Below are 16,226 nucleotides of genomic sequence, written 5' to 3'. Positions count from 1 at the left end.
CCTGTATTCTGCTTTGATGACAAAGCCCCCGAATATCCTCTTCCCAATATCGAAATATGGGGAAATCCTAATTTGAAATTACTTTAAAACTTGCCCGTAATCCCTACCCTGATGGTTCTACCCGGTGCGGGCAGATAGGAGCGGCTCATCGGGTCGAGGTAGTAGCGGTTGGTCAGATTGCTGCCTACCAGCTCGGCAGTCAGGTTTTTGCCGATTTTGTAGCGCAGGTAGGCATCCCATACCGCAACAGGCTGCCAGCGCATATCGTTATATTGGGGTTTATGATTAGTTCCCCTATATTGATTGAATATGTTGTAGTTAGGCTGCCACGCATCATTGCGGTTTTCATAGACGCGGCTGTGGTAATGAAGGCGCACGCCTGTTTCCAGTTTATTGGCAAGGAAACGGCTGCCCAATTCGGCATCAATCGACCAACGAGGTTGAAGCGCGCTTGCCAGATAGCCCGAATCGGTCAAGCCGCCGTGGTTGCAGACAGGACGGTTCATAGTCTTACCGTTTTTCACAAAATAGCTTGAATCAACCATGCCCTCTGTTGCGGATGTCCAAGGGAAATTTTCGTCGCACATTTTGTTTTTCAGGCTGCGGAATACGTTCAGGCTGCCGAAGACGCGTCCGGTATCGAAGCGGGTGGACAGCTCGGCACCACTGCGGATTTGTCTGTCGAATTGTTCGAATTCGAGATTGCTGTCCCTATCGATAACGTTTTTGGTCTTGTTATGGAAGTAGTTGATGCGGAAATCCGCTTTTTTCATTTTCGGTAACAGTCCCGTCAAATCATGGATGTAGCCGACTTCCCAGTTTTTGGCGTGTTCGGGCCGCCAGCCATAGCCCATGCGGTTGAATGAGCCGGCGGCAGTAGAAAAGCCGTAAGTCCCTTCAAAAATGCTGGGGTAGCGCAGGGTTTCGGTATAGCGCAAATAGGCGCGGCTGTAATCAGTAAAATTGACAGTGGCAGAAAATGCGGGCACCCAACCGCTGCCTTTCTGCTTCATCGCCCGCTGCCTTTCGGCTTCGGTCATTGGAGTCGTATATACGCTTGCATCAACGTTATAATATTTGGGCACAAACTGCGGGCTGTCGGGATTGGACGGGTCGTAAACGGGATTGGGGACTTGGGCGTGCAAATCGGGAATGCTGCCGTTGGTAAGGGGGTGGTCTTTCATATTCAGACGACCCTTATCGTCTTTCAGCCAATAGAAATCTACCTGCTCATTGGGATTGACCCATTTTTCGCGATCATTTATCAAAGTCGGAATAGCTTGAGAATTGACGCTGAACTGGTTTAGCGAAATCTGCTTATATTTTTTCAATTGTTCTGCATATTCATCTTTGGCATATAAATCTCCCCAATCCAAACTGCCGTCTGCCAACGCATCATCAATCACCTTGTAATCCGCGTATTCCTGCAGAGTCGCCACCCTGCCGACCGAATATTTTATCCCCCTGTTCATTTCCAGCGGGCGACCATATTTGTTCTTACCGCTTTCCAAGCGTTTGCTTTTGTCCTGAAGCTGGAAATTCGTGTACCGTCCGCCCGCCGTCAACGTCAGCCAGCGGAACGGTTCGTAGCGGAAATTGAAGCCCAGATTGTATTCTCGCCGCTTGCCGTTGCGCGGTACGCCGAATTCGTTTAATCCGTAATTTGCCCTGATGGTGCTGTTTTCAAGTTCTTCCCGATATTTGTCGTATCCTCCCCGCTCCAGCTCGTCTGAAAAATCATTGCGCGATGTCAGTTTTTCGTTTTGAAAATCGCCCATCAAGGTCAGCGACAGTTTGTCGCTCAATTTCATACGGTTGGAAAATTGAAAGCCTGTCCGGTTGTTACGGGCGTAATAGGCGTTGCCTTCGATGGTGTTGAAGCGTCCGTTGGTATTGGGTGTTTCGGATTTGGGCGGTTTGGGGGCTTCTATTCCTGCATCCAGCAATTCCTGCCGCTCTGCGGGGGTGTATTTCTGCCATCTGTCGTATTCGTCCCATGCTATTTGAAATTTGTTGTCCTCATAAACGGTATCGCCGGGCGAGCCGCCTGCGGTATTGGTTTTGGAATTGGTGCGCGTTGTCCAAAGCGTGGCATCGAAATCTATCCAACGGCTGCCCTCGGGCTTCCACGAATAGTCGATATTGTAGGAACGCTGTTTGACCCATGCCTGCGGCCATTCGGCAATTTTGTTGAGGACGGACGCATCCCAACTGATGGGGCCGATAATACGCGAAGGCATGATTTCGCCGAACGTGGAATCGGTATGGCGCAGGCCGAATTTGAGCGTTTGGCGGTTCGGCAGACGGAAGGTGGTTTTACCTACCCATGATTTGGTTTCGAGCGAGGTATTGCTGACTTCCCCGCCCGGATGGTAGAAAAGTCCGATTTTTGAAATATCGGGTGCGCCCAGCATGTTTTCACTGCCGTAAAATTTCTCGCCCTTGGCAGCGGCTTCTTCTTGACGACGTTTTAATTCGTCTAAAGTTTCTTGTGTCCAAGGACCGATATAGCCGTATCGTTCCGCCCCTTTCTTGCCGGAAAAATAATTGCCTTTACTGCGGTAGGCATAGGCGAGCATGGCATCAAAATTGTCCTGCTTGGTGGCAGCGGCAATGCGGTAGGCTTTATCTTCCCCAAATTTATTGCGTCCGTTGAAACGCTGGTCGATTCGGTCGGTATCGTCAAAAAACGAACGCCAAATACCGCCCGTCGCTACTGCGGGAACAGGCAAGGTTCGATAATCGACTGAATGTTCATAAGCATTCTCACGCCGCTTAATGGAATTATTGGAAGCCTCCGCCTTCACTTCAAATCCGTATTTCTGCCCTTCGGGGACAATATCGTCGGCATCTATGGTTTTCAGGGCGACGGAGCCGCCTATGCCGCTTTTCATATCGCGGCTGAACGAAGGGCCTTTTTCGATGGAAACGCTGCTGATGATGTTGGGATCGACGTAGTTGCGGTTGTTTGCGCCTGCGTAGCCGCGCCAGACGGTATAGTCAATTAAAATCAAAATAGGACAGTAACGCATCGTCAAATCGGGCGTAATCAGACAATACGGTTCGCAGATACCGCTTAATATTCGCCCACACCTTCTCAATCGGGTTGAGCTCAGGTGAATAAGGTGCAAGAGGCAATACCTTATGTCCCAATTTTTCCGCCATTTCCCGTAAAACACCCATACGGTGAAATCGTGCATTATCTAAAATAATCACCGATTTTTGAGTCAATGCGGGCAGTAGGCATTGCTGAAACCACGCTTCAAAAAAGACCCCGGTCATCGTATTTTGATAAACCATCGGAGCAATCAGCCGGTTGCCGACTTGTGCGGACACCAGAGATAAGCGTCGGTATCTTTTTCCTCTTATCTGCGCTTTCACTATTTGCCCTTTCGGGCTGCGGGCATAGGGACGGAACAGGTAGCGGTCAAATCCTGTTTCATCCAAATAAACACGTTGGTAGTCGGAAAATTCGGCCAGCTGTGTCAAATAATGCGTTACTTTGGCCGGGTCTTGTTCTTTGTAAGTGGTGGTCTTTTTTTGCGCGTCATCCCCATCTGTTTGAGTGCATAGCAAACGGCGGCTGGCGTACAATCAAAATGTTTGGCGATTTCATGCAGATAGGCATCCGGGTGTTGCCCAACATATTGAGCCAGTTTTTGCCTATCCAATTTGACGGCATTTAGACCGGTAACTTGATGTTTTAGGCTGCCTGTTTGTTTTTTAAGGCGAATCCACAGGTAAAGCGTGTTTCTTGACAAGTTAAACGTTGCTGCGGTTTGGCTGATATTTTTGCATTGTTCGTAATAGTTTAAAGCTTTGTTTCTTAAGTCCGCAGAGTATGCCATGGTTAGACCTTCAAAGTTGAGTATTGTACTATTTTATTTTTAATTGACTATAATCGCCTGCTCCGTGCCGTCGATGGTAACGGGAATCCGTCCCTGCCCCTGCACGCCGCGTATATTGGGATCCAACGCACCGCTGTTGCGCGCGTCGCCGCTGTACACGCCGGACATACCGCTCAAAAGGTCGGATACGGTGTTGCCCTTGAAGGTTTCGACTTCGTTTTTGCCTTTGTAAAGATTGACGATTTCGCGGGTATAAACCCGGTTTTTACCGATTTCGTCTTTATTGCGCGTGCCTTTGACGGTAACGGTATCGAGAATGACGGTCGGCGTATTATCGGCAGCATAAATGATGGGAGAGAAACCGATGGCGGCGATGCAGGCGGCAAGGGTGTTGACTTTGACTGGCTTCATAACGGATTCCTTGTGTGGCGGAATGTCAGACAGCGTCGTCTGAAAGTTTTCAGACGACCTCGGAAAGGTTTTGCCGCAAGTCAGATTGAATATAAATATAATGATTTTGATTATTATTTATATATTTTTCGATAATTTTAACCAAATCTCGATAATATGCAAACATTTGCTTGCTTCTTCGGTATCTTGTTCAGAAATATTCGATTCGTTTAACATTTTGTTTTCAAATGAAATCAAATTATTTTTCTCAAAATAGGGCTTTATAAATATCGGGCAGTCCAAAGGTCGTCTGAAAACCCAGTGCCCTCCAATCAAGGCAAAGCGATTTTCAGACGACCTTTCCAAACAGATGCGCAATAATCCGCCCCTATTCCATCCTTTCTTATCCTCATTCCTCCGTTGTTGATACAATACGAAACAGCCTGATAACAATTTCAAATATATCTGATATGGACGAAAACCTTACCTTCCTCACTCTGTTTCTGCTCGGTTTTTTCGGCGGCGGCCACTGCGTCGGTATGTGCGGCGGGTTAAGCAGCGCATTTGCCTTGCAGCTTCCGCCCAACCTCAACCGTTTCGGATTGATTGTCCTGTTGAACTTAGGACGTGTAAGCAGCTATGTCCTCATCGGCTTCCTAGTCGGACTGATCGGGCAGGCAGGGATTTCTTTGGATGACACCCGTGTGTTGCAGCAGGGGTTGTATATCGCGGCAAACATCCTGCTGTTGCTTTTAGGGCTTTATCTGGCGGGGATTTCGACGGCGGCAACGCGTATCGAACGCATCGGCAAACCGATATGGAAGCGGCTGAATCCGTTTTTAAACAAGCTTTTGCCCATCCGTTCCGTCCCAGCCTGTTTCGGCGTGGGGATGCTCTGGGGCTGGCTGCCGTGCGGCCTGGTTTACAGCGCGTCGCTTTACGCCTTAGGCAGCGGCAGCGCGGTTCACGGTGCTTTATATATGTTGGCTTTTGCGCTCGGCACGCTGCCCAACCTTTTGGCGATGGGTATCTTTGCGGCGCAGTTGAAAACGCTTTTGCAAAAACGCAGCATCCGCCTGTTGGCAGGGTTGACGGTAGCGGCTTGGGCCTTGTGGCGGCTTTGGGTTTCGGTTTCAGGCTGGACGGCATAAAGGTCGTCTGAAAACCTGTACACAGCCATACCGCAGAATCATGTGAACAGCTTGTGAACAACTCTCCTTCCCTTTTGATTTTCCAAAATAAAAATATCATGATTAAAAAATAGGCAATACAAAATATTGCCCACAACCCGCATTCGGATTGATGTGTGCATTCTGTGGAAAACTTGGATAATATTTTGAAACCTATTGAATATTTTCAGCTGATTAAAAAATAATCAATCTATTCGCAACCCTCTAAAGACAAAAAAGACAGGAATAGAAATGCACACCCTTTCGGAACAAGTCCGCTTAAATGAGGCGCGCAAAAAATTGGCAAAAAGCAGGCGTTGGGCGACGGGCTTGCTGCTTGCGGCGTGCGTGCTGTTTGCAGCCTCCGCCGTTTATGTGCGCCAATATCCTTGGTTGGGATTTGTCAAAGCGTTTGCCGAAGCGGCGATGGTGGGTGCGCTGGCGGACTGGTTTGCCGTAACTGCGCTTTTCAGACGACCCCTCGGCCTGCCGATTCCCCATACCGCGATTTTGCCGCGCAATCAGGCGCGTATCGGCGATGAATTGGGGCGGTTTATCGAACACAATTTTTTACAGGGCAAACCCATCGCCATGCGTATTTATCAAGCGCAGCCCAGCGATAAATTATTGAAATGGCTGGACGGCGAAGACGTGAAATCGCACTGGCTGCCGTGGCTTTCCAAGCAGATTCCGACCCTGCTTGCTATCGCCAAACCGGAACAGACGGCGCGTTTCACGGCGATGCTGCTGGAAGAACGTTACAGCGGCGGACAAATCGGTAACGCGCTTGCCGACGGTTTGCGGCTGCTGAAAGCGCAAGGGATGCACGAAAAAGCGTTTGAAAGCCTGCTCCGTCAGATTCGGCGTTGGCTGAAAACGCCGGAAACCCGTGAAATGCTGGAGCAGAACCTGCGCGAATGGGCGGCGAAAATCGAAGGCGGCAATCCCGGAACTTGGGACAGGCTCAAAGCGGCGGTGAAATCGATCTTGGTGGAGAAAGTCGATGATTGGGCGGCAGAAAAAGCGTTGGCATGGATAGACGGCTATTTGGCAACAGCGGACAAGCAAGATAACGCGCTGCGCCGACAATTCTTGGTGCAATACGACGAACTGACCGAACGCCTGACCACATCGCGCCTGTGGCACCGCCGCCTGGACAAATTCAAAAAACAGCTCGCGCAATCGCCCGCACTGCAACGTCAAATCATGACCTTATGGCGCGGCATTCTGGACTGGGCGCGGGAAGATGTGGAAAAACAAGACTCTTTGTGCCAAGCGCAACTGGAAAAGCTGCTGAACCATATGCGTTCGCAAGCTCAGGCATACCCGCAATTTATGCGGCGGGCGGATGTGCGGATTTCGCTTTTGGTTCGGGATTTTGTGATGCGTTATAAAGATAAGGCCGCTTTGTTCGTCTCGGACAAAGTCAAAGGCTGGGACAGCCGCCTGATGGTGGAAAAACTGGAATTGAGCGTGGGCAAGGATTTGCAATATATCCGCATCAACGGCACGCTTGTCGGCGGACTGGTCGGACTGGTGATTTATACGGTATCGCTGTGGCTGGCTGGATAGTATGAAAAAAGGTCGTCTGAAAACAAGGTTTCAATGAAATTTGTTTTTCAGACGACTTGTTGCTTCTAATAGCAAACTCAATCCGCCACATCGATACACAAATATTTCAATTCCAAATATTCGTCCGCACCGTATTTGCTGCCTTCGCGTCCCAGCCCGCTGCGTTTCACGCCGCCGAACGGTGCTGCTTCATTGCTGATTAAGCCGGTATTGATGCCGATCATGCCGTATTCCAAGGCTTCGCCGACGCGCCATTGGCGGGCGGTGTCGGAGGTGAAGAGGTAGGCCGCCAAACCGTATTCCGTATCGTTGGCTGCCGCGATGACTTCGGCTTCGGTTGCAAAGCGGAACACGGGACACAACGGCCCGAAGGTTTCTTCGCGCGCCACCACCATTTGCGCCGTTACGCCGCTTAAGACGGTCGGTTCGAAAAACGTTCCGCACAATGCGCTGCGTTTGCCTCCGGTCAGGCAGACCGCGCCTTTGGAGAGCGCATCGGCGATGTGCTGCTCGACTTTTTCCACCGCTTTTTCCTCAATCAGCGGCCCTTGGTTCACGCCTTCATCCAAGCCGTTGCCCAATTTGAGCGCGGCTACTTTTTCGCTTAATTTGCGGCAAAATTCGTCGTAAATGCCCGATTGAGCGTACACGCGGTTGGTGCAGACGCAGGTCTGGCCGCTGTTGCGGAACTTGCTGGCCAGCGCGCCTTCGACGGCTTTGTCCAAATCGGCATCGTCAAACACGATAAACGGCGCGTTGCCGCCCAGTTCCAAACTGAGTTTTTTAATGTCCGCCGCGCTGTCGGCAAAAATTTTCGCGCCGACTTCGGTCGAACCGGTGAAGCTGATTTTGCGCACGGTCGGGTTCGTGGCAAATTCATGACTGATTTCCGAAGCGCGACCGCTGACAACGGGAAGTAAATCCTGCGGCACGCCCGCTTCGTAAGCCAACAAGGCCAGCGCATACGCGCTCAGAGGCGTGAGCGACGCAGGTTTGACGATCATCGCGCAGCCCACCGCCAAAGCAGGCGCGGCCTTGCGCGCAATCATCGCGGACGGGAAGTTCCACGGCGTAATCGCAGCGGTAACGCCGACGGGCTGTTTCAACACGACCAGTTTTTGCGTCGCTTTCACGCTTGTCAGCACATCGCCGTCAATCCGCCGCGCTTCTTCGGCAAACCAGCGCACAAACGAAGCCGCATAATCGATTTCGCCGCGTGCCTCGGTCAGGCTTTTGCCCTGTTCCATCGTCATGATGCGCGCCAGTTCTTCTTTGTTTTCCTTGATTAAAAAATACCAACGCCACAACACATCGGCACGCTCCAACGCAGTTTTTGCCGCCCATAGCTTTTGTGCGGCCTCCGCTTTTTGAATCAGCAACTTGAGGTCGTCTAAATGGGTTGTGCGGACAAACGCCAAAGTCTCGCCCGTCGCCGGATTATCGACTTTGATACTGTCTGGAATCGGGGAAAAAGAAATATCGGGATGGTTTAACAATGATGCAAAAGAATTCATGCCTGCCCTCGTGTGTATAGATGATGGATGAAGGTCATTATTCTCTTCATAGGAGAAAAGCGCAAACTGCTGAAACGTTGCGTCGCCGATTTTTCGACTACCATTTTATATTGAGCTAAACGGCAAAACCCACAACTATATAAGGGTAAAATATTTGAATGTCCTTTCAAAAGTAAATTTACTTTTCCATTTGATGCTTTTATTAAAGATTTGTCTAAACCAAAGACAAAGCATATTATCTCTGCTATTGTGCTAACGTTTAACACCGCTTTTATCAATAATTCATATGGAGTAAACCGATGAATAAAAATACCAAGTTACTGATTTCTGCCGTTATTGCCGCTGCCGCGCTGTCTGCATGTTCCAGCTCTTCCAAAGGAAAACCTGCTGCGAAACCTGCTCCTGCTCCGCAACAAGCAGCGCAACAAAACCAACCTTTCACTCCTCAAACCGTGAAAGTGGACGCTATCGACAGCACCAAAGAGGTACACTACCGCTGCGGTCAAAACGGTCAAGACCCATTGAGCGTTATGTACGGCTTCAAAGGCAACGAGCCTGTTGTAGCACAAGTGAAATACAAAAACGAACTGACCCCCAACCTGTTCCGCGTCGTCGGCTCCAGCGACGATATTAATGCCTTCTGGGGCGGAAACGTCGCATGGGTGGCAGGTCGTGCCAATTTGGGCAATATCGACAAAGTGGACGGCAATATGCTGACCGTACGCGGTAAAACGACCGTTAACGGCAAAGAAGAAGTCGTTGATCAAATCGTTGCCAAATACTGCTCCGTTGCCAACTCCCCTGCCAAAGCAGGCAAACCGGCTCCTAAAAAACCTGCCGCAAAAGCAAAACGTTAATTTCTAACTCTAACCGTAGAAGTTAATCTGAGGTCGTCTGAAAATTTTCAGACGACTTTTTTGCATTTTGTGTAATTCATTACCAAGAGCGGCATAGAAGTGTCCGTCTTATACAGTCGATTACTTTCAAAGAATCCTTCCCTTTAAGCCAATCTTTCCCTTCCTCTATCTGAAACAAGAAAAGTGTGTTCCTTTCCATACAGTCAAAACAATACCGCCATATTCGCATCACAACTATCAAATCAACTGCCCAAAACAAAAAGGTCGTCTGAAAACCTGTTGCCAAGTTTTCAGACGACCCCTTCACATCGCAATCATAGCCATCAGACCACGACTTCTTCTTTTTTCTTCACTTCCTTCGCGATATTTTCGCGGCTCAGGCCGAACATCAGCAAGAGCGGGCTGGCTACCAAGACTGAAGAGTAAATACCGAACACGATACCGATGGTCAATGCCATTGAGAAACCGTGTAACGCTGCGCCGCCGAACACCAGCATGGAAACAACCATTGCCTCGGTCGAGCCGTGGGTGATGATGGTACGGCTCATGGTGGCGGTAATCGCATTGTCGATGACTTGCGGAACGGTATGTCCGCGCATACTCGGTTTGCGGAAGTTCTCACGGATACGGTCGAAGACGACGACGGATTCGTTTACGGAATAGCCCAATACGGCAAGGATACCCGCCAGCACGGTCAGTGAAAATTCCCATTGGAAGAAGGCGAAGCAGCCCAAAATAATCACGATGTCGTGCATATTCGCGATGATGGCGGATACGGCGAAACGCCATTCAAAGCGCATCGACAGGTAAACGATGATACCTGCTACGACGAAGCCTAATGCCATCAGACCGTTGGTCACCAGCTCTTCGCCGACCTGCGGGCCGATAAATTCGACTTGGCGCAGGGTAACGTCAGGCTGCTCTTTTTTCAGCAATTCCATAACCTGATTGGAAAGCTGGGCGGAAGTTACGCCTTCTTTGTTGGGCAGGCGGATCATGATGTGTTTGTTCGTACCCAACGCCTGAACTTGGACATCACCCATTTTCAGGGTATCAAGTTTTTCACGGGTTTTGTTGACGTCCACGCCCTGCTGATATTGCACTTCCATCACGGTACCGCCGGTAAATTCGACGGAGAAGTTCAAACCTTTGGTGATGAGGAAGAATACGGCGGCAATGAAGGTTACCAACGAAATAAAGGTCGTCAGTTTGCCGTAGCTCATAAACGGGATGTCGCGTTTGATTTTAAAGAGTTCCATGTCTTACTCCTTGCCTGCCGCTGTTTCGGCTTTGGGTTTCCATACTGCGCCGATGGAAATGTTCTGCAATTTGCGGCGGCGTCCGTACCAAAGATTCACTAAGGCGCGGAAGACGACGACGGATGAGTACATCGAAGTCAGGATACCCAGACAGTGTACGACGGCAAAACCGCGGACCGGGCCGGAACCGAATACCAAGAGGGCGATACCGGCAATCAGCGAGGTCAGGTTGGAGTCAACAATGGTTGCCCATGCGTGTTGGAAACCGAGGTTGATTGCCTGTTGCGGCGGAACGCCTTCGCGCAACTCTTCGCGGATACGTTCGTTAATCAATACGTTGGAGTCAATCGCCATACCCAGCGTCAACGCCAATGCGGCAATACCGGGCAGCGTCAGCGTCGCCTGCATGGCAGACAAAATACCGACCAAGAACAAGATGTTGGTACTCAGGGCGATGGTCGAGAAGAATCCCATCAGGCGGTAGTAAACCACCATGAACAAGGCAACGGCGGTAAAGCCCCATAAGGTCGAATGGAAACCTTTTTCAATGTTTTCTTTACCCAAAGACGGACCGATGGTGCGCTCTTCCACGATTTGCATCGGTGCGGCGAGAGAACCGGCACGCAGCAACAAGGAAGTATCATTGGCTTCCGCCTGCGTCATGCTGCCGGAAATTTCCACGCGTCCACCGGTAATAGCGGAACGGATAACCGGTGCGGTAACCACTTCGGATTTGCCTTGGTCAATCAACACCATCGCCATGCGTTTACCGACGTTAGCAGCAGTCAATTCGCCGAAAATACTGCCGCCTGCGCTATCCAAGCTCAGACTGACGGCAGGCGCACCCATTTGGTCGAAACTGGGTTGCGCGTCATTGATATTGTCACCGGTCAATTCAACCTGTTTGTTAATCAGCAAGGTTTCAGGATGATCGCCACCACTGGACAACAGCTCGAAACCGCTCGGAACATTACCTTCCAAAGCTTCGCGCACTTTGACAGGGTCGTCTTCCACCATGCGTACTTCCAAAGTCGCGGTACGGCCGATAATGTCTTTTGCTTTGGCTGTATCTTGTACACCCGGCAGCTGCACGACGATACGGTCGAGGCCAGATTGCTGGATGACAGGCTCAGCCACGCCCAACTCATTGACGCGATTATGCAAAGTGGTGATGTTTTGTTTCACCGCATCGGAGCGTACTTTGTTAATCGCTTCTTCGGACAATGTCAGCGTGATGTTATTGCCGTCGGCATTCAAATTTGCCTCAGGGAAAAGCTGACGCAGCTTAGGCATGGCTTTCTGTACGTCGGCAGCGTCCTGCATCGGGACAATCAGACCGTTTTCAATTTGACGGATGGTGCCGGTACGGATTTTTTCGCGGCGCATCTCGCGGCGGATGTCGCCCGAATAACGTTCAAACGTTTTCTGCATCGCGGCTTTCATGTCCACTTGCATGGTGAAATGCACGCCACCGCGCAAGTCCAAGCCCAAGAACATCGGGTTGGCGCCAATTTTGGCCATCCATTCGGGGCTGTCCACCAACAGGTTGAGCGCGGTGATATAGCCATCGCCCAAAGTGTTTTCGATGACATCGCGGGCTTTAAGCTGCGTTTCGGTATCTTTGAAACGCACTTTCAGCGAGTTGTTCGCAATAAATATCCCGTCAGTCTGAATACCCGCCTGTTTCAGCGCGGCATCGACTTTAGACTGGGTCTGTTCGTTAATAATGATGGCTTGTCGGTTGGTTGATACCTGCACTGCGGGCGTTTCACCGAAAAGGTTGGGCAGCGAATACACTACGGCAACCAAAATCGAGCACGCAATCAGCAGGTATTTCCATAAAGGATAACGGTTCATGGTAAACCTTCGATTTATTATGAAGACAAACAGCCGCGCTCAGCTTTCCGAGGCGGCTCTTGGCAAAAATACGGATTACTCGGCTTTGGCGGCAATCGCGTTACGTTCCACTTCGACTTCGATTTTTGCACCTTGACCGATGTCCACAGTGAAAAACTGTTCGCCGACTTTGGTAACGCGGCCTTTGAAACCTGCTGCCAAAACAACCTTATCGCCGACTTTCAAAGCGGCAAGCATGGCTTGGTGTGCTTTGAATTTCTTTTGTTGAGGACGCATGATCAGGAAGTAGAACACCACCATAATCAGCACTAAAGGGGCAAATTGGGCCACAGTTTGATTCATAATTTGTCCGTTTTCTAAGAGATTAAAATTAAGTAAAACACTGCTTGCGACAGAAAAAAGCATTGGTACAGCCGCAAAATTAAGCTATTCTAAAGGTCGTCTGAAAAATTTCCAAGCCTTTCCCTATTTATTAACCATATTTATCATGTCAGGTCGTCTGAAAATGAAGTTTCAACGACATTTAAAACCTGATTCCTTCCTACCAACGACAAGCCCCGCGCCCTTTTCCTCATGAAAAAACTCATTCGACGACTGCGTACGCGCCTACGCCGCCTCTTGGGTAAAAATGCGCGTACGGTCTGGATTTCTCATCCCGTTTTTGCGCAACACCAACCCGGCGCAGGTCATCCCGACTCGCCCGAACGCACTGCCGTTATCGAGGCGGAGCTCAAACGTCAGGATATTTGGCGGCATCTTCAAACTGCCGAAGCCGAAGAAATCAGCGATACCCGCCTCGCCTTGGTTCACCCGCGCAAATACCTGCGCTCGCTTGAAGCCTGCCAGCCCCAACCGGACAAAATCTACCGCATCGACGGCGATACCGTCATGAGTCATGGTTCGCTCAAAGCTGCCCGTCACGCCGCAGGGGCTGTCGTTCAGGCGGTAGATATGGTGATGAATAAGAAAGCATGGCACGCTTTTTGCGCCGTCCGTCCACCCGGACACCACGCGCACAGCGATAAGGCAGGCGGTTTCTGCCTATTAAACAACGTCGCCGCAGGCGTCATGCACGCCATCGCCGAATATCGACTCCAACGCATCGCCGTCATCGACTTCGATGTCCATTACGGCGACGGCACAGCGGAAATCTTCAAAGACGACCCGCGCGTCCTGTTTATGAACCTTTTTGAAACCGACCTCTTCCCATTTCCCGAAACCAACCATTCCGCCAACGGCGCCAATATGTTGCATCTACCTTTCGCGTCCAACACCGGCAGCCGCGTCTTCCGCACTACCGTACGCGAAAAATGGTTGAACAAACTGACCGCATTCAAACCCGAACTGGTCTTACTGTCCGCAGGTTTCGACGGACACAAACAAGACGAAACAGGTCGTCTGAATCTGCACGAAGCCGATTTCGCCTGGTTGACCCACAAAATCATCCAAGCCGCTCCAAGTTGTCCCGGCAGAATCGTTTCCGTACTGGAAGGCGGCTACACGCTCGAGCCTTTGGCAAAATCCGCCGCAGCCCATATCGGCGTTCTCGTAGGACTACCCAAGGCAGACTATGTTACCGCCTATCAAAACCACTTGAAACGCGGTCTAAAAAGGGAGGATTCCCAGTCTTCCGAATGGCAATCTAAATTATTAAACGAAAGATTATCTGAAAATAAGATTCAAGGTTTTCAGACGACCTTTTAGCGGGTAGATTGCTCTCCGGATTGTTGTTACCGTAAAAGGTCGTCTGAAAATCCTATCTAATCAAAAACAAACCGCCCTTTCAGGCGGTTTGTTTTCAGCTTCAACAGACGGTTATTGTTTTTTACCGCCGAATACGCCAAAGGCGTTATTACTTGAAGGACCATTATCACCTGGGGTTTCATTGTAACTGTAACGACCCGCCATTTCGGCTGCCTTGTCGCCGTAGAATCCACCGGTTACAGAGCCTTGTGCACCTGAAGTCCATTTGCCGTTAAAGCTGCTGCCTGCAATATTGGCAGTAAAGGCGCGTTCATTCATGTACCATCTGTCGCCACTATTGATTTTACCGGCGATGGTTTTGGCATCAAAATCGACATCGGCGGTAAACGAACCGGTAGTACGGTAGCCTCCTGTATCACCCACCCAGTTTTCCTTATCATCCAAGTTGCGGGCACGGAAATTCAACACCTCGCCGGCGTATTTGGCCGTACCGGACGGCAAAGAGGCACTCATTACGCCCTGAACAAACAAGGAGTAGGCATTATCGGCAAGTTTTGCCGCACCAAAGACAACATTGCTCAAATTGCCTGAAGCAACAAACGACTTGTAGTCCGAACCCAATTCAGTTCGATAGAGCTTGTTGGTAACAGGTGCCAGCGCGATTGTCGTACCGTTGATAATGACTTTGGTCAAGTCCGCGATATTCGATAAGACGTATTGCTCGCCTGTTTCACCTTTTTTCAATTCGGCTGCGGCGGCAGCATCTTTAGGTTTGGTTACGGGCGCATCAGGTTTGGCAACCGGCGCATCAGGCTGTCCGCCTGCTTGAGCTGCCGCATCTTGGCGTTTTGCACCAAACACACCGCGCGCCACTACGTCTTCATCACGTTGGTTTTTGCCTGCCGCACTATATGTACCGGCAAGTTGGTCTGCCTTCGCGCCAAAGAATCCGCCTTGCATCGTACCTTGCTTGTTGGAGAAGGTGTTGCCGTGCAAATCGCCATTGAAAGACAAATTTTCCGCCATATCGCGCGCATTGGATTTGACGACACCTGCAATCCTATTGCCACCGCTACCACCGCCAACCGTTTGATCGGAATAGCGGTTGATGCCGACATTGATGGTTTTTTGGTCGAAATTGACTTTTGCGGTAACATCGGTTGCTCTGGCGGCAGGATACAGGTTTTCCAATTTAGATGCAGAGCTTGTATCAGGAAGCTCGTTTAACAAGCTGGTATTGACCGGCAATCCGTTTGCAAAATGCAAACCGATACCTTTATAAGTAGCTTCACCCTTTAGAGCGGCAACGGTTTCGCTACCAGACGGCGCACCTTGTACAAATAAAGCTTGTTTGAAATCACGCAGATTGGTTACATCGGCAACACCGCCATAACGAACATCAGGCAGCAGGTCGCCGCTGTGTATCGCATATTGTGCTGCATCGGCTTTACCGCCGTTCGTACTTCTTTCGCCCAACGTGAACTCACCTGCTTTAACGTCTTTGGTATTAATGGCGACACCATCAAGTACGATGCTGTTTTTATCCGATGCAATCGGGGCTTCGGTTTTGGCATATTCCAAATCGCCGGTTTCACGTTTTTTCGCTACCAAGACACCGCCATCCAAAGCTTTACCCATTACTTTGCCTTCGCCGCCAAAACCTTGACCTGAATTGGCCTCATTGGCTTTCTTGGCTTCTTCAGCTTTTTTGGCTTCTTCAGCTTTCTTGGCTTCTTCAGCTTTCTTGGCTTCTTCAGCTTTCCTGGCTTCTTCAGCTTTCTTGGCTTCTTCGGCTTTCTTGGCTTCTTCGGCTTTCTTAGCGTCTTCAGTTTGTTTTGAATCACCTCCTCCGCCCGAGCCGGAATTATTGCCCGGCCGTTGCGGGGTCGGTGCAGGCTGTGCAGACGGCGTGCCACCACCGCTTGAACCACATGCACTCAATGCGATGCTGCAAGCAATCGCCAACATACTTAATTTAAATGATTCCTTCATGGTAAAACTCCTGAATGTGATAATGGTATTTTGGAATGATGGTGATAAAATATTTGATAATTAT

11 protein-coding genes and 1 pseudogene are annotated in these 16,226 nt (G+C 50.1%); 4 read left to right on the top strand and 8 right to left on the bottom strand.

Annotated features, from left to right (window positions below; genetic code table 11):
* Window positions 1-83: 83 nt before the first annotated feature.
* From MON37_RS02585 to MON37_RS02575, 3 genes and pseudogenes are all read right to left on the bottom strand, one after another.
* Window positions 84-3,032, bottom strand: a complete 2,949-nt coding sequence (locus MON37_RS02585) for a TonB-dependent receptor domain-containing protein (RefSeq protein WP_242883758.1) — start codon at window positions 3,030-3,032, stop codon at window positions 84-86.
* Window positions 3,001-3,848 (bottom strand): IS630 family transposase gene (locus MON37_RS02580; RefSeq protein WP_242883587.1). Its coding sequence is split into 2 segments (ribosomal slippage): window positions 3,001-3,533 and window positions 3,533-3,848, totalling 849 coding nucleotides; the frame shifts between segments, so codons are not numbered across the junction. Before MON37_RS02580 ends, MON37_RS02585 begins: the two co-directional genes overlap by 32 nt.
* A gap of 45 nt (window positions 3,849-3,893) precedes the next feature.
* Window positions 3,894-4,259 (bottom strand): annotated as a pseudogene (locus tag MON37_RS02575) (TonB-dependent receptor plug domain-containing protein); the annotation flags it as partial.
* A gap of 449 nt (window positions 4,260-4,708) precedes the next feature.
* Between MON37_RS02575 and MON37_RS02570 the strand changes: the two are divergent.
* Complete coding sequence (locus tag MON37_RS02570) at window positions 4,709-5,389, top strand: sulfite exporter TauE/SafE family protein (protein WP_003740792.1); 681 nt, start codon at window positions 4,709-4,711, stop codon at window positions 5,387-5,389.
* Window positions 5,390-5,659: 270 nt separating this feature from the next.
* The gene (locus tag MON37_RS02565; protein ID WP_039409401.1) at window positions 5,660-6,979 is read left to right on the top strand and encodes a DUF445 domain-containing protein; all 1,320 of its coding nucleotides are present in this window, start codon (window positions 5,660-5,662) and stop codon (window positions 6,977-6,979) included.
* A gap of 77 nt (window positions 6,980-7,056) precedes the next feature.
* On the opposite strand, the gene MON37_RS02560 is transcribed toward MON37_RS02565, so the two are convergent.
* Entirely contained in the window at window positions 7,057-8,493 is a 1,437-nt protein-coding gene (locus tag MON37_RS02560) for an NAD-dependent succinate-semialdehyde dehydrogenase (protein ID WP_039409404.1), read from the bottom strand.
* 299 nt (window positions 8,494-8,792) lie between these two features.
* Between MON37_RS02560 and MON37_RS02555 the strand changes: the two genes are divergently transcribed.
* The gene (locus MON37_RS02555; RefSeq protein ID WP_039409406.1) at window positions 8,793-9,350 is read left to right on the top strand and encodes a hypothetical protein; all 558 of its coding nucleotides are present in this window, start codon (window positions 8,793-8,795) and stop codon (window positions 9,348-9,350) included.
* A 323-nt stretch (window positions 9,351-9,673) separates the two neighbouring features.
* Here MON37_RS02555 and secF read toward each other — a convergent pair whose 3' ends face one another.
* From secF to yajC, 3 genes are all read right to left on the bottom strand, one after another.
* On the bottom strand, window positions 9,674-10,609 hold the full coding sequence (gene secF / locus MON37_RS02550) for a protein translocase subunit SecF (protein WP_003760872.1): 936 nt from the start codon (window positions 10,607-10,609) through the stop codon (window positions 9,674-9,676).
* 3 nt (window positions 10,610-10,612) lie between these two features.
* The gene (secD, locus tag MON37_RS02545) at window positions 10,613-12,466 is read right to left on the bottom strand and encodes a protein translocase subunit SecD (protein ID WP_039409409.1); all 1,854 of its coding nucleotides are present in this window, start codon (window positions 12,464-12,466) and stop codon (window positions 10,613-10,615) included.
* Window positions 12,467-12,541: 75 nt separating this feature from the next.
* Complete coding sequence (gene yajC, locus MON37_RS02540; RefSeq protein WP_019270848.1) at window positions 12,542-12,808, bottom strand: preprotein translocase subunit YajC; 267 nt, start codon at window positions 12,806-12,808, stop codon at window positions 12,542-12,544.
* A 231-nt stretch (window positions 12,809-13,039) separates the two neighbouring features.
* On the opposite strand from yajC, the gene MON37_RS02535 reads away from it, so the two are divergent.
* Window positions 13,040-14,170, top strand: coding sequence for a histone deacetylase family protein (locus MON37_RS02535; RefSeq protein ID WP_039409412.1), 1,131 nt, complete (start codon window positions 13,040-13,042; stop codon window positions 14,168-14,170).
* 111 nt (window positions 14,171-14,281) lie between these two features.
* Here the strand turns inward: MON37_RS02535 and MON37_RS02530 are convergent, their stop codons facing one another.
* Entirely contained in the window at window positions 14,282-16,162 is a 1,881-nt protein-coding gene (locus tag MON37_RS02530; RefSeq protein WP_039409415.1) for a transferrin-binding protein-like solute binding protein, read from the bottom strand.
* Window positions 16,163-16,226: the final 64 nt, after the last annotated feature.

The organism is Morococcus cerebrosus (assembly GCF_022749515.1).
GTDB lineage: Bacteria > Pseudomonadota > Gammaproteobacteria > Burkholderiales > Neisseriaceae > Neisseria > Neisseria cerebrosa.
This window is presented reverse-complemented; position numbering and strand designations above follow the sequence as displayed.